Genomic DNA, 23,533 nt, shown 5'->3' on the forward strand with positions numbered 1-23,533 from the left:
GGGGGTCTCAGGCAATCAGCCGGGTTTCGCCCGCGCCGTAAAGGTTGCTCTCGCAGCGGCCGCACAGGCCGGCGTGTTCCGGGTTGATGCCCACGTCGTCGCGGTAGTGCCAGCAGCGCTCGCACTTGGTCGCGCTGCTGGGCGTGACGGCGACGGCCAGCTCGGCGCCGTCCACCACGGCCGCTGCCGAAGTGATGGTGACGAACTTCAGGTCATCGCCCAGCGAGCGCAGCAGCGCGGCGTCGTCCAGCCCTGCGGTAATCAGCACGGTGGCCTGCAGCGAGGCGCCGACCTGGCCGGCCGTGCGCACCGCCTCGATCTCCTTGTTGACCAGGTCGCGGATCGCCCGCACGCGGGTCCACTTGGCCAGCAGTGCCTCGTCCGGCACGGCCGAGACCTCGGGGAAGGTCCAGTAATGTTCGGTGAACAGCGTGCCGCTGGTGGTCTTCGCGGCGAACACGGCCCAGGCTTCCTCGGCGGTGAAGCTGAGGAAAGGCGCCATCCAGCGCAGCATCGCGTTCGTGATGTGCCACAGCGCGGTCTGCGCGGAGCGGCGGGCGAGGCTGCCGGCGGCGGTGGTGTAGAGCCGGTCCTTCAGCACGTCCAGGTAGAACGCGCCCAGGTCTTCCGAGCAGTACACCTGCAGCTTGGCGACGACCGGATGGAACTCGTAGGCCGTGAAGTGCTTCAGGATGTCGGCCTGCAGCTCGGCGGCGCGGGCCAGCGCGTAGCGGTCCACTTCCAGCATCTGCTCGAACGGCACGGCCTGCGTGGCCGGGTCGAAGTCCGAGGTGTTGGCCATCAGGAAGCGCAGCGTGTTGCGGATGCGGCGGTAGGCATCCACCACGCGGGCCAGGATCTTGTCGTCGATGTTCAGGTCGCCCGAATAGTCGGTGGACGCGACCCACAGGCGCACGATCTCGGCACCCAGCTTGTTGGTGACCGACTGCGGCTCGACCGTGTTGCCCAGGCTCTTGCTCATCTTGCGGCCCTGGCCGTCGGTGGCGAAGCCGTGGGTCAGCAGGCCGCGGTAAGGCGCGCGGTCATACAGCGCGCAGCCCAGCAGCAGCGAGCTGTGGAACCAGCCGCGGTGCTGGTCATGGCCTTCCAGGTACAGGTCGGCCTCCGGGCCTTCCGAGTGGAAGTCGCCATTGGCATAGGCGTGTGCATGGCTGCCGCGAAGCACGTGCTGGAAGGTGGAGCCGGAGTCGAACCAGACCTCCAGGATGTCGGTGCTCTTGGTGTAGGCGGCTGAGTCCTCGGCGCCGAGGATTTCCTCGGTCGTCACGCGGCTCCAGGCCTCGATGCCACCTTTCTCGACGATGTCGGCCGCCTGGTCCAGGATTTCCATCGTGCGCGGGTGCAGCTCGCCCGAATCCACGTGCAGGAAAAACGGGATGGGCACGCCCCAGCTGCGCTGGCGCGAGATGCACCAGTCGGGCCGGTTGGCGATCATGTCGCGCAGCCGGGCCTTGCCGTTCTCGGGATAGAACTGGGTGTGGTCGATCGCGTCCAGCGCGAGCTGGCGCAGCGTCTTGCCTGCCTTGTCCTTCGTGAAGACACCTTCGCCTTCATCCATGCGCACGAACCATTGCGCCGCGGCGCGGTAGATCACCGGCGTCTTGTGGCGCCAGCAGTGCGGGTAGCTGTGGGTGATGGTCTTGGTAGCCATCAGCCGGCCGGCGTTCTGCAGCGCTTCGAGGATGACCGGCACGGCCTTCCAGATGTGCAGGCCGCCGAACAGCGGGAAGTCCGCCGCGTAGGTGCCATTGCCGGTGACCGGATTCAGGATGTCTTTCAGCGGCAGGCCGTGGGCCACGCAGGAGTTGAAGTCGTCCAGGCCGTAGGCGGGAGACGAATGCACGAGGCCGGTGCCGTCAGTCGCGCTCACGTAGTCGGCCAGGTAGACGGGGGACAGGCGGCGGTAGCCGGCGTCCACGTCGTACAGCGGGTGGCGGAACTCAAGCCCGCCGAGCTGCTTGCCCGGTGCGGTGGCGATGACGGTGCCTTCCAGGCCGAAACGCTGCAGGCAGCTGGCCACCAGGTCTTCGGCCAGCACCAGGCAGCCCTTGGGCGTGTCGACCAGCGCGTAGCTCAGCTCGGGGTTGGCGTTCAGCGCCTGGTTGGCCGGGATGGTCCAGGCGGTGGTGGTCCAGATGACGGCGAAGCCGGTCTTGCCAGCGGGCAAGGCGGGCAGGCCGAAGGCCGCGGCGAGCGCGCCTGCGTCGTTGGTCTCGAAGGCCACGTCCAGCGTGTCGCTCTTCTTGTCGGCGTATTCGATCTCGAACTCGGCCAGCGAGGAGGCGCAGTCGAAGCACCAGTAGACCGGTTTCAGGCCACGGTAGACGAAGCCACGCTCGATCACGCGCTTGAAAGCGCGGATCTCTCCCGCCTCGTTGGCCGGGTCCATGGTGCGGTACGGGCGCTCCCAGTCGCCCAGCACGCCCAGGCGCTTGAAGTCCTCGCGCTGCTGGCCGATCTGCTCGGTGGCGTAGGCGCGGCTCTTGGCCTGCATCTCGTCACGGCTCAGGTTGCGGCCAAACAGCTTCTCGATCGCGTTTTCGATCGGCAGGCCGTGGCAGTCCCAGCCGGGGATGTACTGCGCATCAAACCCGCCCAGCTGCTTGGACTTGACGATCATGTCCTTGAGCACCTTGTTCAGCGCGTGGCCGATGTGCAGCTTGCCGTTGGCATACGGCGGGCCGTCGTGCAGCACGAACAGCGGCGCGCCGTGGCGGGCGTCGCGCAGGCGCTTGTACAGGCCGCCGTCGGCGCGCGAGGTGTCGTTCCAGTCCTTGATCCAGGCCGGCTCGCGCTTGGGCAGGTCGCCGCGCATCGCGAACGGCGTGTCGGGCATGTTCAGCGTGTCGCGGTAGGCGCTGGGCGCCGGCGTCTTGGAGGTCGGGGCAGTCGAATCGGTCATGGCGTTGGGCGCCGCATCGGCAGGGCGCGTCCGAAAGTTCAGGCAGAGGGGTGGCGGCGCGCGCAGGAAGAGGCGAGGCGCCGCGGCGGCTGGCAGGCGTGCCGTGTTTCAGGCAGCGCCGAGCTGAATTCGATCGCGCGTGGTCTGGCGGCGCGTGGCGACGAGGTCGCCGCGCGCTGCGCCGGTGGGGAGAGTGGGCAGCCGCATCCTGTCGATTCTACCGGTCTGCCCCAGTGCGAGGCTGCGGCAGGGTCACGCACGCCGGCTGCCGCTGTCCGCCGCGCTGTCCGGGTGTCCGGCAGGCTGTCCACACGGCTGTCCGCGGACACCGGAGGCTATGTGATATTTGGAGGCAAGTCATTGATCTGAAATGGATTTATCCAATTCCGATAGATGGCACGGCGGTTGCGAACATCAAGGCATTGCTCCCGAAAGCCAAGCCGATGATCCGAGACACCGCCGCCCAAGACCGCATGCTCGCCACCGAGTTGCCCGCCCGCCGTCGCCCGCTGTGGTGGGCCGCCGCAGGGCTGCTGCTGGTCGGCGCCGGCCTCTGGCTGTTTGGCGGCAAGCTGGCCGGCATGTGGCGCGAAGGCAGCGGCGGCGTGGCGTCCGTCAGCATGAGCCGGCTGACGCTGGCTGACGTGCAGCGCGGCCCGCTGGTGCGCGACCTGGCCGCGGAAGGCAAGGTCGTCGCCGCGCAAAGCCCCACGCTGTATGCGCCGGGCACCGGCACCGTCACGCTGAAGGTGCATGCCGGCGACGCGGTGCAGAAGGGCCAGGTGCTGGCCAGCATCGACAGCCCGGCGCTGGCCAGCCGCGTGGCGCAGGAACAGTCCCAGGCCGACGCATTGCAGGCCGACGCCAAGCGCGCCGAGGTGCAGCTGCGCCAGCAGCGCTCGGTGCTGCAAAGCGCCTGGGAAAACGCCCGCATTGACGCGCAGACGGCCGAGAACGACCTGGTGCGCCAGCAAAAGGCCTTCGAGGCCGGCGCCGCCTCGGGCATGCAGGTCGAACATGCCAAGGACACGCTGGACAAGGCCAGGATCACGCTGTCGCATGCCAAGGAAGGCATGGGCCTGAACGACGACAGCCTGCAGTTCGACCTCAAGGCCAAGCAACTGGCCTACGAGCGTCAGCGCCTTGCCGTGACTGAGCTGTTGCGCCAGCAGAGCGAGCTGCAGGTGCGCTCGCCGGTGGACGGCCAGGTCGGCCAGCTCTTCGTGGCCGAACGCGCCACCGTGGCGCAGGACGCGCAGCTGCTGTCGGTGATCGACCTCTCTGCGCTGGAAGTGCAGATGCAGGTGGCCGAGAGCTATGCCCGTGAACTCTCGGTTGGCATGCCGGGCGAGGTCGCCGGCAACGGCAAGACCTGGCGCGCCGAGGTCAGCGCGGTGTCGCCCGAAGTCGTCAACAACGAGGTCGCCGCGCGGCTGCGTTTCGTCGGCGAGCCGCCCAGCGCGCTGCGCCAGAACCAGCGCCTGTCGGTGCGCGTGCTGCTGGACAAGCGCGACAGCGTGCTCACAGTTCGCCGCGGCAATTTCGTCGAACAGCTCGGCGGCCAGTTCGCCTACGTGGTGCGCGACGGCATGGCCATCAAGCAGCCGGTGCGCCTGGGCGCACGCGGCATCGACCAGATCGAGATCACGCAGGGCCTGAACGTGGGCGACCGCGTGATCGTCTCCGGCACCGACGCGCTGCAAGGCGCCGAGCGCGTGCCACTTTCTCCCTGATTCCTTTCACCCTTTTCCTTCAATCCCATCAGGAGCCCGCATGCTGAAGATGACTGGTTTGTCCAAGGTCTACCGCACCGACATGGTCGAGACCTATGCCCTGCGAGACTTCAACCTCGAGGTCAAGGCCGGCGAATTTGTCGCCGTCACCGGTCCGTCCGGCTCGGGCAAGACCACCTTCCTGACCATTGCCGGCCTGCTGGAAGCCTTCAGCGGCGGCCGCTACGAGCTGGACGGCGTGGACGTCAGCAAGATGGGCGACGACGCCCGCTCGCAGATCCGCAACCAGAAGATCGGCTTCATCTTCCAGGCCTTCAACCTGATCCCGGACCTGCGCGTGGCCGACAACGTGGAAGTGCCGCTGCGCTACCGCGGCCTGCCCGCGGCCGAGCGCAAGCAGCGCGTGATGCAGGCACTGGAGCGCGTGGGCCTGGCCTCTCGCGCCCGCCACTACCCGGCCGAACTCTCTGGCGGCCAGCAGCAGCGTGTGGCGATTGCCCGGGCGCTGGCCGGCAGCCCGCGCCTGTTGCTGGCCGACGAGCCCACCGGCAACCTCGACAGCCAGATGGCCCGCGGCGTGATGGAGCTGCTCGAAGAGCTGCACCGCGAAGGCGCCACCATCGTGATGGTCACGCACGACCCGCAGCTCGCCGCCCGCGCCCAGCGCCATGTGCACGTGATGGACGGCCAGGTGCTGGACCTGACGCTGGCGCGCGAGGCAGGCCTGGAGCCCGGCCGCGCCGCCGCGGCATTGGCTTGAACGGACACCACAATGCCTCGTTCGTTTCGCCTCGCTGCCGTCTGCCTGGCCGCCTGGGCGCTGACCACCGCAGCGCTGCCGGCCTCGGCCGCCGACCTGCTGGCGATCTACCAGCAGGCACTGGCGGCAGACCCGACGCTGTCTGCCGCGAAGGCCCACCTCGGCGCGGTGCAGGAGGGCGTGGCCCAGGCCCAGGCGCCGCTGCTGCCGCAGCTGGCCGCCACCGGCAGCCTCACGCATGACGACGCCGCCGGCCAGTCGCGGGGCCGCGTGCAGAGCTGGGGCGCCAGCCTGAACCAGGTGCTGTTCGACGGCAGCCAGTTCGCCACGCTGCAGAAAGCCCAGGCCGAGGCCGGCGCCGAAGCCGCTCGGCTGCAGGCCGCGCAGCAGGCGCTGTGCGTGCGCGTGGCGCAGGCCTATTTCGGCGTGCTGGGCGCGGTGGACGCGCTGGCCAATGCGCGGGCCAACCAGCAGGCTTTCGAGCTGCAGGTCAGCCAGTCCGAGCACCGCGTGCGCCAGGGCCTGATCGCCCAGCTGGACCTGGACCAGGCGCGCGCCTACGCCGGCGCCGCCGTCACGCAGACGCTGGCCGCCGAAAGCGCGCTGGAAGACGCTCGCGAAGCGCTGCGCCAGCTCACCGGCCAGCCGGTGCCTGCGCTGCAGCCGCTGGTAACGCCGCTGCCGCTGGCGCTGCCCGAGCCGGCCGACGCGCAGGCCTGGGTGCAGGCCGCGCTGGCGCGCAACCCGCTGCTGGCCGCGCAGGCTGGCTCGCTGGAAGCGGCCGAGCAGGCCATCACCAGCGCCCGCCGCCAGCACTGGCCCACGCTGTCGGCCGGCGTGGACCTGGCGCGCACCCGCGAGCCCGGTTCCGACGCCGCGACCGAACACACCTGGGCGTTGACGCTGAAGGTGCCGCTGTTCAGCGGCGGCATCACCCAGTCCCAGGTGCGCCAGGCGGCCTACCAGCGCGACGAGGCGCGCGACGGCCTCGAAGCTTTGCGCCGCCAGCTGGCCCGCGACACGCTGGCTCACTACCGCGGCGTGGTCGCTGGGGCTGCGCAAGTGCGTGCCGCCGAACTGGCGCGTGACGCAGCCGAGCGTGCGCTGGCGGCCACCCGCGTCGGCCAGGAGCTGGGCACCCGCACGATGACCGACCTGCTGCTGGCCATCCAGACGCAGACCTCCACCCAGGGCAGCTACTCGCAGCTGCGCCACCAGTTCGTGCTGGAGCACCTGCTGCTCAAGCAGGCCGGTGGGGCATTGAGCGAAGCCGACCTGGGCGCGCTGAACACCTTGCTGGCCCCGCTCGCGGTGGCCAGCGCGCGCTGACTGTTCCTCCCCTTTTCAGGAGACCCACGATGTTTGCCTACTACCTCGCCCTGGCGCTGCGCGGCATGCGCCGCAGCCGGGTGCTGACCGGCTTGATGGTGCTGGCCCTCGGGCTGGGCATCGGTGCCTGCATGACCACGCTGACGGTCTACCGCGTGATGTCCGGCGACCCGATTCCCAGCAAGAGTCACCGCCTGTTCACGCCCCAGCTCGACAGCGACCCGATGAAGGGCTACACGCCCGACGATGAGCTGCCCGAACAGATGACCCGCTTCGACGCCGAGGCCCTGCTGCGCGAGCACCACGGCGTGCAGCAGGCGGTGATGACGGGCGGTGGCTTTTCCATCGTGCCGGACCAGCCCGACCTGCTGCCGTTTTTTGTCGACTCGCGCTACACCTCGGCTGATTTCTTCAGCATGTTCGATGCGCCGTTCGAAGCCGGCCAGGGCTGGACCGCGGCCGACGACGAGGCACGTGCTCGCGTGGCCGTGATCACGACTGAGCTGGCCGAGAAGGTGTTCGGCAAGCAGCCCGCCGTGGGGCGAGACATCCGCATCGACGAGCAGGTCTACCGCGTGGTGGGCGTGCTCAAGCCCTGGCAGCTCACGCCGCATTTCTACGACCTCAACACCAGCCGCTTCGGCAACACCGAGCAGGTCTATGTGCCGTTTTCGACCTCGCGTGAACTCAAGCTCAGCCGCAATGGCTCGATGACCTGCCATTCCGAGAAGTCGGCCGACCCGACCGCGCTGGCCTCCATGTGCACCTGGGTGCAGTACTGGGTTCAGCTGGACACCGCCCAGCAGGTCAGCGACTACCGCCAGTACCTGCAGGGCTATGCCGAGCGCCAGCATGCGGCGGGCCGCTTCGAGCGCCCGGCGCGCACTGCGCTGCACGACGTGATGGGCTGGATGACGCTCAAGAAAGTGGTGCCCAGCGATGCCGAGTTGCAGGTCGGCGTGGCCTTTGCGTTCCTTCTGCTGTGCCTGGTCAACACCATCGGCCTGCTGCTGGCCAAGTGCCTGCGGCGTGCGCCGGAAATCGGCGTGCGGCGTGCGCTGGGGGCTTCGCGGCGGTCCATCTTCCTGCAGTTCCTGGTCGAGGCCGGTGTCATCGGCCTCTTGGGCGGCGCGCTCGGGCTTTTGCTGTCCATCGGTGGGCTGGCGCTGGTGCGGCAAAGTCCCAGCGGTGTTGCCAAGCTGGCCGAGCTGGACATGACGATGCTGGCGCTGAACTTCGGCCTGGGCCTGGCCGCCAGCGTGCTGGCCGGGCTGCTGCCCGCCTGGCGTGCCTGCCAGATCACGCCCGCCTTGCAACTCAAGTCGTCTTGAAAGGACACACCATGTCGAACTTCTGGATGGATCTGCGCCCGGTGCTGTCGTCGCTGAGCCGGCACAAGACCGCGGCCTTCCTGATCGTGCTGGAGATTGCGCTGAGTTGCGCGCTGATCTGCAACGCCGTGTTCGTGATCGGCCAGCGGCGCGAGCTGATGAACGTGTCGACCGCGGTGGCAGAAAACGAGCTGGTGCGGGTGCAGACCATCGGCCTGCGCAAGGACGAGAACCCGGACGTGCGCACCCGCGAGGACATGGTCCTGCTGCGCAGCATTGCCGGCGTGCGCGATGTGACCATTTCCAGCCAGGTGCCGTTCGGCAACTCGGCGTGGAACACCGGCTATTCGCTGCGCAAGGACCAGGAAAAGCCCACTGCGCACCTGTCGCTCTACATGGTCGGCGAGCGCTTCCTGGACACCACCGGGCTGCGCCTGCTCGAAGGGCGGGACTTCCTGCCGGAGGAATACCAGTCGATGGCCGTGCTGGACAAGATCGAGGGCGACGCGCCGATGCCTTCGGTGCTGATCAACCACGCCGCTGCAGAGAAGCTGTTCCCGGGCGATTCGGCGCTGGGCAAGGAGGTCTGGAACGGCAATGTCGCCAGCCGCGTGATTGGCATCGTCGACGACATCCTGCCGCCCAACCTGCGCCAAGGCAACAAGGCTGCCGTGCTTCAGCCCGTCCGCTTCAACTATGCCAACGGCGGAAGCTACCTGCTGCGCGTGGCACCCGAGGACCGGGACCGCGTGCTGAAGGAAGCTGGCGTGCTGCTGGACAAGGCCATGCACGAGCGCATCATCTTCCGGCTGGAGCGCATGGACGAGATGCGCAGCAAGTACTTCCGCGAGGACCGCGCGCTGGCCTGGCTGCTGGGCATCGTCAGCCTGGCGATGCTGCTGATCACGGCGCTGGGCATCGTCGGCCTGGCCAGTTTCTGGGTGCAGCAGCGCACGCAGATGATCGGCGTGCGGCGTGCGCTGGGTGCCACGCGGCGCCAGATCCTGCGCTACTTCCAGCTGGAGAACCTGCTGCTGTCCAGCGCCGGCATTGCGCTGGGCATGCTGGCGGCCTATGCGATCAACTACGTGCTGATGAAGCAGCACGAGCTGGCGCCGATGCCGCTGTGGTACCTGCCCGTCGGCACGCTGGGGCTGTGGGCGCTGGGCCAGCTGGCGGTGCTCGGGCCGGCCATGCGCGCAGCCGCGGTACCGCCTGTCGTGGCCACCCGTGGGCTAGCATGAGCCCCCGCTGAAACCACCCGCCATGCGCCGCGTCCTGATCATTGACGACCACCCCGCCGTTGGCGAAGCCTTGTCGCTGCTGCTGTCGCTGCACGACATAGCCCCACGCGTGGCCCACGGCCCGGCCGAAGGCCTGGCCTGGCTGGCGCGCGAACCGGTGGACCTGGTGATCCAGGACATGAACTTCAGCGCCGACACCACCTCCGGCCAGGAGGGCCAGGCGCTGTTCCGCGCGCTGCGCGAGGCCCAGCCCGACCTGCCGGTGATCCTGCTCACCGCATGGACCCGGCTGGAGAGCGCGGTCGAACTGGTGAAGGCCGGCGCCGCCGACTACCTCGCCAAGCCCTGGGACGATGCCAAGCTGCTGGCCACGGTGGAGAACCTGCTGGAGCTGGCCGAGTCGCAGCGCGAGCTGGGCGAGGCGCGCCAGGCGCGGGCCCGGCGCCGCGCGGCGCTGGCCGAGAAGGTGGACCTGCGCGGCGCGGTGTTCGCGTCGGACGCGATGGCCCAGGTCCTGGAAATGGCTGGCCAGGTCGCGCGCTCTGTGGTGCCGGTGCTGATCACGGGCCCGAACGGTGCCGGCAAGGAACGCGTGGCCGAGATCATCCATGCCAACTCGGCCGTGCGCGACGGCCCGATGATCGCGGTCAACTGCGGCGCACTGCCGGGCGATCTGATCGAGGCCGAGCTGTTTGGGGCCGACAGCGGCGCCTACACCGGGGCCACCAAGGCCCGCGAAGGCCGCTTCGAACAGGCCGACGGCGGCACGCTGTTCCTCGACGAGATCGGCAACCTGCCGCTGGCCGGCCAGGTCAAGCTGCTGCGGGTGCTGGAGACCGGCCGCTTCGAGCGCCTGGGCGGCGGTCGCACGCGGCAGGTCTCGGTGCGCGTGCTGAGCGCCACCAATTCGGACCTCGCGGCGATGGTGCGTGCCGGCAGCTTTCGAGAAGACTTGTACTACCGGCTCAACGTGATCGAACTGCGCCTGCCGCCGCTGGCCGAGCGGCGTGACGACATCCTGCCGCTGGCCGACTTCTTCCTGCAGCGCCGCGCCCGCCTCAGCGAGCCCGCGCGGGAAGCGCTGCTGGCCCATGCCTGGCCGGGCAATGTGCGCGAGCTGAAAAACGCCATCGAGCGTGCGGTGCTGATGGCGACCGACAGTGGTGCCGCCATCCAGCCGGCGCAGCTTGGCCTGGGGCCTGCCCAGGTCGGTGCCGCGCTCGCCGCCGCGCACCGCAACCTGGACGAACCCAGCCGTGAAGCGGTGGTCGCAGCGCTGGAGCGGGCCGACGGTGTGGTCAGCCGCGCCGCGCAGTCGCTGGGCCTGTCGCGCCAGGCCTTGTACCGGCGCATGGAGCGCTATGGATTGGCGGCGCCGTGATGGCCGAGCAGGACAACGCTTCAACACGGCCCGCGCCGCCGCGGCTGCAACACCGGCTGATTGCCGCCGGCATGGTCTGCGCCGTCGGCGGTGCCTTGATCTACCACGGCCTGACCGACTGGCCCTTGCCGCTGTTGCTGGAAGAAGGCCAGGATTTGCTGGAGCTGGAGGAGGCCGACCGCATCGTTGGCCCTGCGCCGGGCAGCCTGCTGGCACTGGTCGCCAGCGCGGTGCTGCTGCTGCCCTTGATCGCCTGGCTGGCCGCCTGGGCGCTGGCACCGCTGCGCACGCTCAACCGCGCGCTGGACAACCTGGTGCAAAGCTACCGAGATGGCGACTTCAGCCGCGCGCTGGCGGCCGACGACGTGTTCGCCAACTCGCTGCGCGAAGGCGAGGGCAAGCGCGGCCCGTTCCAGGGCTATGGCGAGCTGGCCGAACTGGTCAAGCAGCACCAGGTGCTGGGCCAGGCCCTGCGCGAACAGCGCCAGCACCTGGTGCAGCGCGAGCTGCTTCTGGACACGGTGTTGCAGCACAGTCCGCTGGCGCTGGTGCTGACGAGCGTGCATCCGGTGGCTCATGAAAGGGTGGTGCTGGCCAACCTGGCGGCGCGCCAGCTGCTGGGCGAAGGCCGCAGCCTGCAGGACCAGGACTTCCAGGTGCTGCTGGCCGCTGCACCCGTTGCACTGCAAGAGGCCGTGGCCGCGGGTGAAGACGCCTTGTTCACGCTGGTGCAGGAAGGTGGCGACGAGACCTTCCACCTGTCGCAGCGCCATGTGCAACTGCAGGGCCGGCCGCACCGGCTGCGGCTGTTCCGCCGCATGACGCGCGAACTTTCGCGCCAGGAAGTGGCGACCTGGAAACGCGTGATCCGCGTGCTGAGCCACGAGCTGAACAACTCGCTGGCACCGATCTCGTCGCTGGCCCATTCGGGTGCCGAACTGGCCCGGCGCGGCGAGCTGGCCCGCCTGCCGGCCGTGTTCGCCAGCCTCGGGGAGCGAGCGCGCCACCTGCACGAATTCCTGGAGGGATATGCGCGTTTTGCGCGCCTGCCGGCACCGCGGCCGGCGCCGGTCGTCTGGTCGCTGTGGGCCGAAAGCCTGGCCGCGCACTGCAGCTTCGCGCTGCTCGGCGAGCTGCCCACCGCGCCCGGCGTGTTCGATGCCGGCCAGATGGAACAGGCGCTGATCAACCTGCTGAAAAACGCCCACGAAGCCGGCGGCCCGCCCGAGGCCGTGACGCTGAGCATCCAGGAAGTGCCGCTGCTGCTGCCCGCCGAAGGCGCGGAGCCGGCGGTTGCGCAGCCAGGCTGGCGCATCGACGTGGCAGACCGTGGCCCAGGCATGAGCGACACCGTGCTGTCGCAAGCCTTGCTGCCGTTCTATTCCACCAAGCGCGCCGGCACCGGCCTGGGCCTGGCGCTGGCCCGCGAAATCGCCGAAGCCCACGGCGGCCGCATCACGCTGGCCAACCGCGAAGGCGGTGGCCTGCGGGTCAGCATCCAGTTGCCGGGGGCGAGGGCCGGCTGAGCGTGCCGCGAATGTGGAAACGCCTGGGTTGCAGTTGTGTAGTAAGTCCCGCATGAGGGGGATTGGGGCATGCATCTCCTCATTGGTAGCGTAATTGCTGCCTACACGACCTCAGGGAGTCATCTTGAAAAGAAGCGTCATTTCGTCCACTATCGCTTTCGCTGTATTAGCTGGATATTTTTCGTCAGCATATTCGGGCGATGTTGAGGAGACTTGCTATCCAGTTTTTCGCCGGGGAAAAGCGGTTCCAAAGGAGCCCGATTGTGTGTCTAAAGCTGCTCAATCGCCCGTAGATCTTAGTACGGCGATCTGCACCGGCTCACCAGACGTAATCGATAGTTATTGCAAAGCCAAATGCGAAGTCGATCCGCTAAAACCGATCAGTGATGCCGATGCAATAGCGTTTGAAAACGGTGCGACCGTTCAGGAAGACAACCTTACCGATGCCACTAAGGCAGCTCTCGCATGCCTGCGAGCTGCCGCTAGCGCCGCAGGCGGTCAACTTGTGGTTACGTCGGCATACAGACCCCAAGCGTATCAAGATCATTTGTAAGAAGTATATTCAAAAGATAAGCTTCTAACTAAGCTAGTTTTGCAGGAGCACGTCGAGGAATGCAGGCCGGTGCCCTACTACGATTCTGTGCATCCGGAAAAGATGCATCATGGCCTAAATTTTATTGTGGGCAAAAAGTCTAATCATTCTAGCGGGACGGCATTTGATGCCGGTTGGGGGGATATTTCCAATATCGACCAACTTGCACAAAGCTGCGGCCTTGTTCGGCCGTGGCCTACAACCGACCGCGTTCATTTCACACTCATTACTCCAGGTCTAGAGATGCTTAAATCCATCGCGTTGTTGGCTTCAGCCTCCGCCATGCAAGTTGCAACTGCTTATGATGCGCCGTCACAATACGGCATAAAGTTAACTGTAGACGCGCGCCACGAGATCGGGACGGACGGCGTGAAGAGAGCGAAATATTCCTATACAATAACTAATGTTAACGCTCCGCTCGTCCGAACTCTGGAGCTGGGATCGGATTCTGATGCTATATCCTCTCAGCAGTTGCTCGTTGATAAGGAGATGTTGATCGCCACGGAAAATATCGTCACTCCTCAAAGCTGGGATGGTGCCGTGTTGAGGGTGGAAGAGGGAAATGCAAAAAAAGCAGTTTCATGGCAGGTTTCATCTTCTACTGATCGCTCTTTGGGAATTGCCAAAGGACAGAGTCAAACTTTTGTCGTGTACACGCCGAAAGTTTTTGCGCCACTTGTGAGTACTGCTATGGTGGTAGGATTTGACTCCTACAAATATACAAGTAATCCTGTGGTTGAGGTGAAGACTTCGGATGTGACCGCGCCCACAATTTCAACTACGGCGAGTTATGCGCCAGCTGCGGACCGCCCAGGTTGGTTGAAGGTTTCTGTGAGTCATGCTCTTGCTGATAACATCGATCCTTATCCGGAGGTTCAACTTAATAAAATTGAGTCTAATCAGGGTATTTCTGCGAAAGATTATGATGCTGTCATTGGATCTGAAGCCAGTGTAATATATCTGAAGCAGGCAAAAGATCGAGTGTACACTTTATATTATAAGGCTTTTGACGCTTCGGGCAATGCCGGGACTAGTAAGACAAAGGTTGATGCCAATAAGTAAGGCGGTTTAGTTCTTAAATCCGACACCTTGGGGCGGTTCTAGAAACCGTCCACCGATGGCTCTGACCAGCTGAGGCTGCGGCAAGATGCCGACATGATCACGCCGCGCATCAAGCCCTCGGGCTTCTTGCCTGAGGAAGCCCCCAACGACATGTTCCTGTTGCGCCATCGCAAGGCCAAGCTCGAAGGCTATGTGCAGACGCTGGCGGCGATGGACGCGCTGATCGACTTCTCCTCGATGGCGGCGGCGGTGGACACGGCCTGCCCCCGAGCTGATCGTGCCAAGGGCGGCCGCCCGCCCTATGCCACCGAGGTGCTGGTGCGGATGGTGTTCCTGCAGGGGCTGTACAACCTCTCGGACGAGCAATGCGAGCATCAGGTGCTCGACCGGCTGAGCTTCCAGCGCTTTTGCCGGCTCGACGGCGCGTTGCACATCCCGGACGCGCGCACACTGTGGACGTTCCGCCAGCGACTGGCGCAGGGCGGGCTTGGCGGCAAGGTCATCTCCGAGACCCTGAGCCAGCAACTGCAGCAGCACGGCTTCATCCCGCGGGGCGGGCAGATGGTGGACGCCAGCATCGTGCAGGCGCCCGTCACGCAAGCCAACGCCAAGGAGCGCGAGACGCTCAATCGGGGCGATGCCCCCGAAGGCTGGAGCGCCAAGCGACTGGCCCACACGGACCGCGACGCGCGCTGGACGATCAAGCACGGCAAGGCCTTCTACGGCTACAAGCTGCATGGCAACGTAGACGCACGCTACAAGCTCATCCGCGAGCTGAAGGTCACGGCGGCCAACGCCGACGACGGCCAGCAACTGCCCAACGTGCTCCAGCCGGCCAATACGCGAGACAAGTTGCTGGCCGACCGGGGCTACGACAGCCAAGCGAACCGGCAGGTGCTGAAGGCACGAGGACTGCAGGACGGCATCGCGCGGCGAGCCAAGCCGGGCCAGACAGCCAAGACGCGGCTGAACCAGCGCAACCGGACCATCAACAAGACCCGGGCACGGGTGGAGCACGTCTTCGCCAGCCTGGCGCAGCAAGGCGGCAAGTGCGTGCGGGCGATGACCCTGGCGCGCAACGCGCTGGCCATCACGCTGCAGTGCGCGGCTTACAACGCGCGCAGGCTGGTGTGGCTGGTCAAGAGCAGTTGTGCGTCCGCGTTGACCGCGTGAGCGGCAAATGACCCGTCGCGGAACGCGGCGATGGGTCAAACAGTCACCCGCGGACCGAAATATGCCCCCTCGGACACGGCGGGCCTCGATTCGCGTGGCCTTCAGGTCTGCGCGCGGGGTTTCAGGAAGTGCCCCTTGCCGACCGGTAAGATGTGAGGATGATGGGAAGGGAAGATGTCCACAAGTGCAACCGAAGCGATACCGTCCTCTCCCACGCCTTGCCGTCCTACTCCAAGCGCGCCGGCACCGGCCTGGGCCTAGCGCTGGCCCGCGAAATCGCCGAAGCCCGCGGCGGCCGCATCACGCTGGCCAACCGCGAAGGCGGTGGCCTGCGGGTCAGCATCCAGTTGCCGGGGGCGAGGGGCGTCTGAGGCTGGCCCTCGCCTTGCCTGAACTGTCTACACGCGCATACCCATTTGGGTAGCTGGTCGGCCTGCAAGCATGCAGATAGCATCGGCGCCTTGACCATTGTCCGATCAGGAGTCTTTGATGAAATTCTCCCGTGCGCTTGCCCCATTGTTGGCATCGGCGTTCTTGTCAAGCTGGTTGCCGGGCGTCGCCTCTGCGGCATCCGCGCCTCAGGGCTACTCGGGCATCTTCGGCGGCGGCCCGCTGTACATCACCTCCAAGGGCGCCTCCCAGAACATCACCGAGCTGGCGAACTCCGGCTTCACCGAGATCATCGTCTGGAGTGTGGAGGTCAAACCCAATGGCGACCTCAACCTGAACGGCGAGTTCCCGCTGACTTCCGAGGGTGTCTATATCGGCGACCAGACCTACCCTGACTTTGCGTCCGACATGGCCCGGCTCAAGCAGGGCAAGGTCAAGCGCGTGACCTTCAGCATCGGCTCGTCCAACTTCGGGGACTGGCAGGACATCGCCGCGCTCGTGCAGAGCCAGGGCACCGGCCCCGACAGCATCCTCTACAAGACCTTCGCAGCCCTCAAGACCGCGATCCCGGCGATCGACGCCATCGATTTCGACGACGAAAACAGCTTCGATCTGGCCAGCACGGTGAAGTTCGGCGTCATGCTGGGCAAGCTGGGCTTCCATGTGGTGCCCGACCCTTACTTCAACGCCTCGTACTGGACGCAGGTCGCCGCGAAGATCAACAAGCAACTGCCCGGCACCGTGGACGGCGTGCACCTGCAAGCGTATGCAGGCGGCACCGGCAACAGCCCCTGCGAGGGCTGGGACTTCGGCGACGTGCCCGTCTTCCCGTTCCTGTGGGACGCCGACGACAGCCCGCGGCAAGTGGGCCGCCAGATGCAAAGCTGGCACACCGAATGCGGCATCGTGGGCGGCGGCCTCTGGCTGTATGACGACCTCGTCGGCACCGGGAAAACCGCGAAGTACGCCCAGGCCATCAACGCCGGCGTGAAGTAGCCGCGTCAGGCGCCGGCCCCAGCCAGGGCCTGGCGCTTTTTCAGATCTTCCAGTAGGCCTTCGCGTCGACGACGTCCTGCTCAATGCCCGCCCGCAGCGCGTCCAGCGACTCGTACTTGCGTTCGTCGTGCAGCTTGTGCATCAGGTCGACCTGCAGGATGCGGGCGTAGCCGCCTTCGATGGCGACGTCGGCGGGCCAGTCCAGGCAGTGGACTTCGAGCAGCACGCGGCCGGCGTCTTCAATGGTGGGGCGCACGCCCAGGCTGGCCACGCCGGGCAGCGGCTGGGCGCCCAGGCCGTGCACGCGCACGACGAAGATGCCTTGGGCTGCGGGGCGGTGCGACGGGAAGCGCAGGTTCAGGGTGCGAAAGCCCAGGTCGCGGCCGAGCTTGCGGCCGTGCACCACATGGCCGCTGATGCTGTAGGGCCGGCCCAGCAGCGCGGCGGCGCGCTCCATCGCGCCTTCGGACAAGGCCTCGCGCACGGCCGAGCTGGACACCCGCATGCCGTGCACTTCGTAGCTGAGCATGCGGGCCACGTCGAAGCCCAGCGCGTTACCGGCGTTGTCCAGCATCGCGTAGTCGCCGGCGCGCTTGGCGCCGAAGCGGAAATCGTCGCCCACCAGCACGTAGCGGGCGTTCAGCTGCTGGACCAGCACCTGCTCGATGAAGTCCTGAGGCGTCTGGCTGGCAAGGCGGCGGTCGAAGCGCATCAGCACCACGTCGTCCACGCCGCAGCGCTCCAGTTCCTGCAGCTTGTCGCGCAGCGTGGCAATGCGCAGCGGGGCCAGTTCGGGCTTGCCGGCCTGTTGGGCAAACCAGTCGCGCGGGTGGGGTTCGAAGGTCATCACGCAGCTGCGCAAGCCCCGGTGCTTCGCTTCGTTGTTGAGCAGCGCCAGCATGGCCTGGTGGCCCCGGTGCACGCCGTCGAAGTTGCCGATGGTCAGCGCGCAGCCTTGCGGGCCCTGGGCAGACGGAGGAATGTGGCCGCGGAAGACTCTCATGAGGAAAACGATTATCCGGCCTGTGCCGGCAGGTCCTGGTGCGGCCGGCCCAGTTCGGTCAGCGACCAGCCGTCGATCCAGCACCATTGGCCGGCCGCCAGGGTCCCGGGGATGTGCAGCGGGCCAAACGAACTGCGGTGCAGCGTCTCGACCCGGTTGCCCACCGCAGCCAGCATGCGCTTGACCTGGTGGTACTTGCCTTCGGTCAACGTGAGCCGCAGGTGGGTTTCGCTGACGGCCTCGCAGGCGGCGGCGCGCACGGGGGCAGGGTCGTCATCCAGCACCACGCCAGCCAGCAGGCGTTCGACCTGGCTGGCGTCGACGGGATGCTTGCAACCCACCTCGTAGACCTTGGGCACGTGGTGTTTGGGCGAGGTGAGGCGGTGGATCAGCGTGCCGTCGTCGGTCAGCAGCAGCAGGCCGGTGGTGTCTTCGTCTAGCCGGCCGATGGGCTGGACCTCGCGCTGGCGCAGTGGCGCCGGCAGCAGCGTCATCACGCTGGGATGGTGCTTGGGCTTGCGCGAGCACTCGTAGCCGGCGGGCTTGTGCAGCAGCACCAGCGCCTTGGCGTGGTAGGGCCAGCGCTGGCCTTCGACCGTCAGCACCAGGCCTTCGGTTGGCAGGTCTTCATCCGGGTCGTCCAGCTCTCGCCCGTCCAGCTGCACCAGCCCGGCGTAGACCATGCCAGCGCAGACGCGCCGGGTGCCGAAGCCTTGGGAAAACAGGATCTGGCTGAGTTTCATGGGGCGCGATTGTCCCCCAGCCGGGACAATGGGGCACCCGGCCACGCGGATACGTGAGTCCACTCGCCGAGCGGGTCGCGCGACCGCGTGGCGCGCCTCCCCGTGGCCGGTGTGCCTCTAGGCGAAGACGCCAGCGGTGTCCTGCATGCGATCCGAGACTTCGCCGAGGTGATGCAGCGTGTCGCCAAACTGCATCTCCATCATCGTCAGCCGCTTGAAGTAGTGGCTGGCCAGGTATTCGTCGGTCACGCCAATGCCGCCGTGCAGCTGGATGCACTGCTGGCCGACAAAGCGGGCCGACTGGTTCAGCTGTACCTTGGCCTGGCTGAGCGCGCGGCGGCGGGCCGGGGCCGCTTCGCCCAGCTTCAGCGTGGCGTAGTAGCTCATCGAGCGGGCCAGTTCGAGCTGCATCTTCACATCGGCGATGCGGTGGCGCAGCGCCTGGAAGTGCGTCAGCGTCACGCCGAACTGCTTGCGCGTGTTCATGTACTCCACCGTGATCGCGGTCAGCTTGTCCATCAGGCCGACGCCTTCGGCGCACAGCGCGGCAATGCCGATGTCCACGCCTTGCTGCAGCGCTGCAAAGCCTTCTTCAGCGACCAGCGCGGCAGGAGCTTGGACCAGCGTCAGCTCGGCGGCGCGGGCGCCGTCCTGCGTGGGGTAGCCCTTGACGGTGACACCTGCCGCGCCGCGCTCGACCAGGAACAGCGCAATGCCGGCTTCGCTGTCCACGTCGCCCGAGATGCGGGCCGGGACAATGAAGGCATCGGCCTCGTCGCCGGCCGGCACCACGCTTTTCACGCCTTCCAGGGTCCAGCCCTCGCCGGCTTGGTGGGCGCGCGTCGTGACGTGGCGCAGCTTGTAGCGCGCGCCGGCCTCCTGGTGCGCCAGCACGACCAGCGCTTCGGCGCTGGCCATCTTCGGCAGCCACTCGGCCTGCAGCGGCTCGGGCGCGTCGGCCAGCAGGGCAGGGGCGATCAGCGCGCCCTGGGCGACCGGGGCGTTGACCAGGCCGCGGCCGAGTTCTTCCATCACCACCATGGCCTCGACAGCGCCGAAGCCCAGGCCGCCATGAGCCTCAGGAATGGTGAGGCCGGCCAGGCCCAGCTCGGCCAGCTCGGCATAGACCGCGCGGGTGGCGCCACCAGCCTTGGCCAGCTGGTGCCGGCGCTCGAAGGCGAAACCCTTGTCGACCCAGCGGGCCACCGCGTCGCGCAGCGAGACTTGGTCGTCGGAGAAATCGAAGTCCATGTTGTTTCCTCAGGCGCCCAGCACGGTCTGGCTGACGATGTTGCGTTGCACTTCGTTGCTGCCGCCGTAGATGGTGGTCTTGCGCAGGTTGAAATAGGTACTTGAAAGCGGCGCGCACTCGCCGGCGTTGCCAGGCCACAGCCCGCCCAGCGCCTGGTCGCCCTGCCAGCCGGCTTCCATGGCCTCGTGGATGAACGGCACGCTCAGCGGGCCGCCTGCCAGCATCATCAGCTCGGCATAACGTTGCTGAATCTCGCTGCCGCGGATCTTCAAGAGACCCGCTACGTCCAGGCTCTGCTTGCCGCTCTTCTCTGCGGACAGCACGCGCAGCACCATCATCTCCAGCGCCACGATGTCCACCTCCAGCAGCGCGATCTGGTCGCGGAAGCGGGTGTCGTCGTACACGCCCTGCGACTTGGCGATGCGCTTCAAGCGCTCCAGCTCGCGCTTGGCGCGGTTCACGTCCGCGATGTTGGTGCGCTCGTGGGCCAGCAGGTGCTTGGCGTAGGTCCAGCCCTTGTTCTCTTCGCCGATCAGGTTCTCGGCCGGCACCTCGACGTTGTCGAAGAAGACCTCGTTCACCTCGTGTTCGCCGTCCAGCATGATGATGGGCCGCACGGTCACGCCGGGGCTCTTCATGTCGATCAGCAGGAAGCTGATGCCGGTCTGCGGCTTGCCGGAAGTGTCGGTGCGCACGAGGCAGAAGATCCAGTCGCCGAACTGGCCCAGCGTGGTCCAGGTCTTCTGGCCGTTGACGATGTACTTGTCGCCTTGCCGTTCGGCGCGTGTCTTCACCGAGGCCAGGTCCGAGCCCGAGCCCGGCTCGCTGTAACCCTGGCTCCACCAGACCTCGCCGGAGGCAATGCCCGGCAGGAAGCGCTGCTGCTGCTCGGCACTGCCGAAGGCCATGATGACCGGCGCCACCATCACCGGCCCAAACGGGATGATGCGCGGCGCGCCGGCCAGCGCGCACTCTTCCTCGAACAGGTGCTTCTGCACCGCGTTCCAGCCCGGCCCGCCAAACTGCTTGGGCCAGCCGTAGCCCAGCCAGCCCTGCGCGCCCAGGATCTTGGCCCAGCGTTGCAGGTCATCGCGACTCAGGCGCTGGGCCTGGTGCACCTTGCTGCTGATCTCCTTGGGCAGGTGCTCGGCCACCCAGTCGTGGATCTGCTGGCGGAAAGCCAGTTCGTCCGGCGTGAAATTGAGGTCCATGAGGCTTGTCTCCGATCTCTCCGATTTTTAGCACGATCGTTCGCCTTCATCCTGTCCCCCCAGCGACAAGCGGGCCATGGGGTTTTCACGTGTTGGCGGGGCTCATGTTTGGCGGGGTTCCGTCCCCTCCAGCGTCTTCAAATTCCTCTTCGCGCTCCTGGTGGCCGCCCGGATGCTGCGCCCTAACCCACCAGAAAAGCGGGCGGGACCGGGCCGAGCTGAGCGCTTGAGCACCGTCTCAACTGGTATTGCCAACATGCCGAATGACACAATGCCCTGGTGTCCAGCCTTGCTGCCCAACCACCCAGGGTGCCATGGGGTGATTTCCCCGACGTGTTGATTCATGCAAATGAATCGGCGGTCAAGCAGCACCCTGCCTACAAGGCTGCCAAATCGGGCCATGGCGATGCTGCGATGGCGCTCGTGGCGGACACGATGAACCTCGGCCAGAACGCGGCCCTGCAAGCTTTGATGGGGGCTCGCAAGCCTATTTTGGTGAGCGCCCACGCCTATGAGCAGGAAGGCGTGAATGCCATCCCCGAGATCTTTGCCGATGAACTCAGCAAGACCCTGGGTTGGCCGGTAGATCCCTCGGTGCTGCAGGTCAACGTGGTGGCTCACACCGGCGCGGACGGCTTTTCTCGCCTGGCCCGACAGGCGGAGTTCGCCGGCACTGTGCAGGCCGGCTGTGACTACGTGATGGTGGACGACTTCGTCGGCATGGGCGGCACGCTGGCCAATCTGCGCGGACACATCGAAACCCAGGGCGGTCGGGTCTTGGCGGCTGTCTGTTTGACCGGCAAGCCCCATTCCGCCAAACTCAGCCCGACACAGTCACGCTTACAGGAACTGAGAGCCAAACATGGACGACAGCTGGAAGAGTGGTGGATCGAACGATTCGCTCACGGCTTCGACGCGCTTACTGAATCAGAAGCTCGGTACCTCGCCCGCACCGCGTCGTTTGACCTCATCCGAGATCGAATTGCTCAGAGCCAGCAAGCGTGAACTGGCTGCCCTGGCCTTCGCGGCCAAGGGATTGGGAACAAGCCGAAAGCCTTCGGGCGGCCAGTGAGCCGGGCCGGCATTTGCCTGCCAATGCTCGATCCAAGAGGTTCTCTTGCCGTAGCGGCTGGTCGTTCAAGTCCTGCTTCAGCTGGGCAATGGCAGCCTGCAGGTCATCGCGGTTTTTGCCGGTGACGCAACTCGTTGCCCTGGATTTTCGGGGGAATTTGTCCGCAGGGAGCAGCAGGCGCCAGGAATTCCTGGTTGCCAGGATCAAGGCACGCCAGCCTGGGAGGCCTGCGGAGGGGGTGGCGCACCGCTGGCATCACTTCTCAGCGAATCCATGCGTCCCTGGACCAGGGCCTGACTGAATTCTTCGGCGAGCTGTTCAGTGACCGTCCAGGGGGCGTCCGGTCGGACGCGCTCGAAGCTGAACTCGCCCTCCAACACCGTGCCGCTGCCCATGCCCAGCATGCCCATCAATTCGTCGTTGCGCTCGATCAGCAGGCGGCAGCGCTGGCGCTGGCCATCGGCTTCGGGCCGGCAGGGGGCAAGGGGTTCGATTTCCGCAATCTCGCGCTGACGGTCGGCCGAGAGTGTGGACAACTGGGTGCCGCCGGACTTGAGCGCAAGCTGCCGTGCGAGTGTTGCAGTCAGGGCCGATGAGGGCCGATGCAGGGTGGCTACGCCGTCGCGGAAGGCAGCTTCCAACGCCGTGCGGCCAATGGGCGCGGCTTGCTGGGCGAAGTCACCGTCCGAGGTCAGGTGCGAAAAACGGGCCTGCACGATGCGCGGCTCGGCGCCGACGATGTGGAAGCCCTCGGTCTTCTCCTTGTCGCTGTCATCCGTGTTCGCGCCCTGCGGCTGCCCGCGGGCAATGGTGTACGCATAGGGAATCTCCTCGCCCTGGATGGCCAGCTGTGCCACGCAGCCACGGATCTGGTGGGCCTTGGCGAAACCCACCTCCTGCGGATTTTTCAGCTGCGGCAGCCCGGGGGATTCGCCGCGCAAGGCCGCCATCGGGTTGCTGCTGCGGGCGTCGATGGTGGTGCGGAAGAACATGCTGTTCAGGGATGCCAGCGTGTTCTTGTCCGCGCAGCCCGGCACAGGGGTCGGCGCAAAGATGCTCCAGGCTGCAGCGCCTGTCACCAGCACGAAGCCGGCCAGCCACAGCCAGGGTCCACCCGGGAAGATTTGGCGCAGCGCTGCCTTGCGCATCACCCGGTTGACTTCGCCCGCCAATGCGTCGTGCTCGGCCAGCACGGCGCGCGCTTCATCGCCCGCTGGTCCACCCGGTAGGGTCGCCACGCGCGCCTTCACGGCGGCTATTTCCTCGGGTGAAAGCAAGGCTTCGGCCGAGATCCACAGCAGCGCGAGGGCTGGCGAGGCCAGAGGGGGCTGGCCTTCAGCGGCAGCCTGAGCCTTGGCATGTTGGTCCAAGCTGAGGATCTGCAGGTCGCGCAGCGTGAGCAGGGACTGCTGCGTACGCTGGCGCTCCCACTGTCGCAATGCCTCAGCGGTGTCGGCGGCGATCTGGCGGCGCAGTGTTCGCTGCGCGTCGGTCAGCTCCGCGGCAAGCAGTGCCCGCGTGGGGGAGAGCGTCTCTTCCGAAGTGATCTTTCGGTAGATCAGCCAGCGCAGCAACTCCGCTGGCACCAGGTCAGACGGCAGCGATGCCAGCTCAGGGTGGGCGAGGGCCTGCTGGCGTTCGGTGGCGTTGAGCAGGTGCAACTCGACGAGCGTGTGCAGCGCGGGGTGTGTGTCCGTCTCTTGCATGGTGGTGGCTCCCTGGGAATGATGCGCGGTCAGACCCGCAGGGGGCCCGGTGCCACGCAGATGGCACGACGCCCCGCGAGGGCGGGGCGTCGTGGATGAATGCGTG

The 23,533-nt window shown here is 66.7% G+C and carries 20 protein-coding genes; 13 read left to right on the top strand and 7 right to left on the bottom strand.

What is annotated here, in order from left to right; all coding sequences use genetic code 11:
• Positions 1 to 7: 7 nt before the first annotated feature.
• Positions 8 to 2,923 carry an isoleucine--tRNA ligase gene (gene ileS / locus LRH25_RS24615; protein WP_141289714.1) on the bottom strand — a complete coding sequence of 972 codons (2,916 nt, stop codon included), beginning with the start codon at positions 2,921 to 2,923 and terminating at the stop codon, positions 8 to 10.
• 443 nt (positions 2,924 to 3,366) lie between these two features.
• Here ileS and LRH25_RS24620 point away from each other — a divergent pair, with 443 nt between their 5' ends.
• From LRH25_RS24620 to LRH25_RS24675, 12 genes are all read left to right on the top strand, one after another.
• On the top strand, positions 3,367 to 4,656 hold the full coding sequence (locus LRH25_RS24620; protein WP_231012728.1) for an efflux RND transporter periplasmic adaptor subunit: 1,290 nt from the start codon (positions 3,367 to 3,369) through the stop codon (positions 4,654 to 4,656).
• 40 nt (positions 4,657 to 4,696) lie between these two features.
• Positions 4,697 to 5,416, top strand: coding sequence for an ABC transporter ATP-binding protein (locus LRH25_RS24625; RefSeq protein ID WP_141291598.1), 720 nt, complete (start codon positions 4,697 to 4,699; stop codon positions 5,414 to 5,416).
• A 12-nt stretch (positions 5,417 to 5,428) separates the two neighbouring features.
• Positions 5,429 to 6,745, top strand: coding sequence for a TolC family outer membrane protein (locus tag LRH25_RS24630; protein WP_231012731.1), 1,317 nt, complete (start codon positions 5,429 to 5,431; stop codon positions 6,743 to 6,745).
• 29 nt (positions 6,746 to 6,774) lie between these two features.
• A complete protein-coding gene (locus LRH25_RS24635) occupies positions 6,775 to 8,076 on the top strand; it encodes an ABC transporter permease (protein ID WP_141290520.1) in 1,302 nt (433 codons plus the stop codon).
• Positions 8,077 to 8,087: 11 nt separating this feature from the next.
• Positions 8,088 to 9,320 carry an ABC transporter permease gene (locus LRH25_RS24640; RefSeq protein ID WP_211361580.1) on the top strand — a complete coding sequence of 411 codons (1,233 nt, stop codon included), beginning with the start codon at positions 8,088 to 8,090 and terminating at the stop codon, positions 9,318 to 9,320.
• A gap of 22 nt (positions 9,321 to 9,342) precedes the next feature.
• Positions 9,343 to 10,701: a sigma-54-dependent transcriptional regulator gene (locus LRH25_RS24645; RefSeq protein ID WP_231012733.1), complete on the top strand. Its 1,359-nt coding sequence runs from the start codon at positions 9,343 to 9,345 to the stop codon at positions 10,699 to 10,701.
• Positions 10,701 to 12,227: a sensor histidine kinase gene (locus tag LRH25_RS24650; protein ID WP_231012743.1), complete on the top strand. Its 1,527-nt coding sequence runs from the start codon at positions 10,701 to 10,703 to the stop codon at positions 12,225 to 12,227. The genes LRH25_RS24645 and LRH25_RS24650 overlap by 1 nt, the downstream gene beginning before the upstream one ends.
• 124 nt (positions 12,228 to 12,351) lie before the next feature.
• Positions 12,352 to 12,780 (top strand): hypothetical protein, encoded by a 429-nt coding sequence (locus LRH25_RS24655; RefSeq protein WP_231012744.1) that lies wholly within the window; start codon positions 12,352 to 12,354, stop codon positions 12,778 to 12,780.
• Between the two features lie 69 nt (positions 12,781 to 12,849).
• Complete coding sequence (locus LRH25_RS24660) at positions 12,850 to 13,881, top strand: hypothetical protein (protein ID WP_141286761.1); 1,032 nt, start codon at positions 12,850 to 12,852, stop codon at positions 13,879 to 13,881.
• Between the two features lie 93 nt (positions 13,882 to 13,974).
• Positions 13,975 to 15,054: an IS5 family transposase gene (locus tag LRH25_RS24665; protein WP_141286760.1), complete on the top strand. Its 1,080-nt coding sequence runs from the start codon at positions 13,975 to 13,977 to the stop codon at positions 15,052 to 15,054.
• A 218-nt stretch (positions 15,055 to 15,272) separates the two neighbouring features.
• Positions 15,273 to 15,425 (top strand): ATP-binding protein, encoded by a 153-nt coding sequence (locus LRH25_RS24670; protein WP_231012745.1) that lies wholly within the window; start codon positions 15,273 to 15,275, stop codon positions 15,423 to 15,425.
• 118 nt (positions 15,426 to 15,543) lie between these two features.
• Complete coding sequence (locus tag LRH25_RS24675) at positions 15,544 to 16,440, top strand: lysyl endopeptidase (protein WP_141286759.1); 897 nt, start codon at positions 15,544 to 15,546, stop codon at positions 16,438 to 16,440.
• Between the two features lie 40 nt (positions 16,441 to 16,480).
• On the opposite strand, the gene LRH25_RS24680 is transcribed toward LRH25_RS24675, so the two are convergent.
• The 4 genes from LRH25_RS24680 to LRH25_RS24695 all read right to left on the bottom strand — a co-directional run bounded on the left by LRH25_RS24680 (position 16,481) and on the right by LRH25_RS24695 (position 20,649).
• Positions 16,481 to 17,443, bottom strand: a complete 963-nt coding sequence (locus tag LRH25_RS24680) for a bifunctional riboflavin kinase/FAD synthetase (RefSeq protein ID WP_141286758.1) — start codon at positions 17,441 to 17,443, stop codon at positions 16,481 to 16,483.
• Between the two features lie 11 nt (positions 17,444 to 17,454).
• Positions 17,455 to 18,186, bottom strand: a complete 732-nt coding sequence (locus LRH25_RS24685) for a pseudouridine synthase (protein ID WP_141286756.1) — start codon at positions 18,184 to 18,186, stop codon at positions 17,455 to 17,457.
• Between the two features lie 117 nt (positions 18,187 to 18,303).
• Positions 18,304 to 19,437, bottom strand: coding sequence for an acyl-CoA dehydrogenase family protein (locus tag LRH25_RS24690; RefSeq protein ID WP_141286754.1), 1,134 nt, complete (start codon positions 19,435 to 19,437; stop codon positions 18,304 to 18,306).
• A gap of 9 nt (positions 19,438 to 19,446) precedes the next feature.
• Positions 19,447 to 20,649 carry an acyl-CoA dehydrogenase family protein gene (locus LRH25_RS24695; RefSeq protein WP_141286753.1) on the bottom strand — a complete coding sequence of 401 codons (1,203 nt, stop codon included), beginning with the start codon at positions 20,647 to 20,649 and terminating at the stop codon, positions 19,447 to 19,449.
• A 279-nt stretch (positions 20,650 to 20,928) separates the two neighbouring features.
• Between LRH25_RS24695 and LRH25_RS24700 the strand changes: the two genes are divergently transcribed.
• Positions 20,929 to 21,654 carry a phosphoribosyltransferase gene (locus LRH25_RS24700; RefSeq protein WP_141286751.1) on the top strand — a complete coding sequence of 242 codons (726 nt, stop codon included), beginning with the start codon at positions 20,929 to 20,931 and terminating at the stop codon, positions 21,652 to 21,654.
• Here LRH25_RS24700 and LRH25_RS24705 read toward each other — a convergent pair.
• Both LRH25_RS24705 and LRH25_RS24710 read right to left on the bottom strand, forming a co-directional pair.
• A complete protein-coding gene (locus LRH25_RS24705; RefSeq protein WP_141286749.1) occupies positions 21,617 to 21,928 on the bottom strand; it encodes a DUF520 family protein in 312 nt (103 codons plus the stop codon). The genes LRH25_RS24700 and LRH25_RS24705 overlap by 38 nt on opposite strands.
• The gene (locus LRH25_RS24710; protein WP_141286747.1) at positions 21,925 to 23,427 is read right to left on the bottom strand and encodes a hypothetical protein; all 1,503 of its coding nucleotides are present in this window, start codon (positions 23,425 to 23,427) and stop codon (positions 21,925 to 21,927) included. Before LRH25_RS24710 ends, LRH25_RS24705 begins: the two co-directional genes overlap by 4 nt.
• Positions 23,428 to 23,533: the final 106 nt, after the last annotated feature.

This window comes from Ideonella azotifigens, assembly GCF_021043325.1.
Taxonomy (GTDB): Bacteria; Pseudomonadota; Gammaproteobacteria; order Burkholderiales; family Burkholderiaceae_C; genus Ideonella; species Ideonella azotifigens.

Coding starts and splice junctions, on each gene's coding strand:
- LRH25_RS24685 (WP_141286756.1), bottom strand. CDS start 18,186: ATGAAACTCAGCCAGATCCTGTTTTCCCAAGGCTTCGGCACCCGGCGC.
- LRH25_RS24680 (WP_141286758.1), bottom strand. CDS start 17,443: ATGAGAGTCTTCCGCGGCCACATTCCTCCGTCTGCCCAGGGCCCGCAA.
- LRH25_RS24665 (WP_141286760.1), top strand. CDS start 13,975: ATGATCACGCCGCGCATCAAGCCCTCGGGCTTCTTGCCTGAGGAAGCC.
- LRH25_RS24620 (WP_231012728.1), top strand. CDS start 3,367: ATGATCCGAGACACCGCCGCCCAAGACCGCATGCTCGCCACCGAGTTG.
- LRH25_RS24640 (WP_211361580.1), top strand. CDS start 8,088: ATGTCGAACTTCTGGATGGATCTGCGCCCGGTGCTGTCGTCGCTGAGC.
- LRH25_RS24635 (WP_141290520.1), top strand. CDS start 6,775: ATGTTTGCCTACTACCTCGCCCTGGCGCTGCGCGGCATGCGCCGCAGC.
- LRH25_RS24695 (WP_141286753.1), bottom strand. CDS start 20,649: ATGGACCTCAATTTCACGCCGGACGAACTGGCTTTCCGCCAGCAGATC.
- ileS (WP_141289714.1), bottom strand. CDS start 2,923: ATGACCGATTCGACTGCCCCGACCTCCAAGACGCCGGCGCCCAGCGCC.
- LRH25_RS24630 (WP_231012731.1), top strand. CDS start 5,429: ATGCCTCGTTCGTTTCGCCTCGCTGCCGTCTGCCTGGCCGCCTGGGCG.
- LRH25_RS24645 (WP_231012733.1), top strand. CDS start 9,343: ATGCGCCGCGTCCTGATCATTGACGACCACCCCGCCGTTGGCGAAGCC.
- LRH25_RS24650 (WP_231012743.1), top strand. CDS start 10,701: ATGGCCGAGCAGGACAACGCTTCAACACGGCCCGCGCCGCCGCGGCTG.
- LRH25_RS24690 (WP_141286754.1), bottom strand. CDS start 19,437: ATGGACTTCGATTTCTCCGACGACCAAGTCTCGCTGCGCGACGCGGTG.
- LRH25_RS24675 (WP_141286759.1), top strand. CDS start 15,544: ATGAAATTCTCCCGTGCGCTTGCCCCATTGTTGGCATCGGCGTTCTTG.
- LRH25_RS24710 (WP_141286747.1), bottom strand. CDS start 23,427: ATGCAAGAGACGGACACACACCCCGCGCTGCACACGCTCGTCGAGTTG.
- LRH25_RS24625 (WP_141291598.1), top strand. CDS start 4,697: ATGCTGAAGATGACTGGTTTGTCCAAGGTCTACCGCACCGACATGGTC.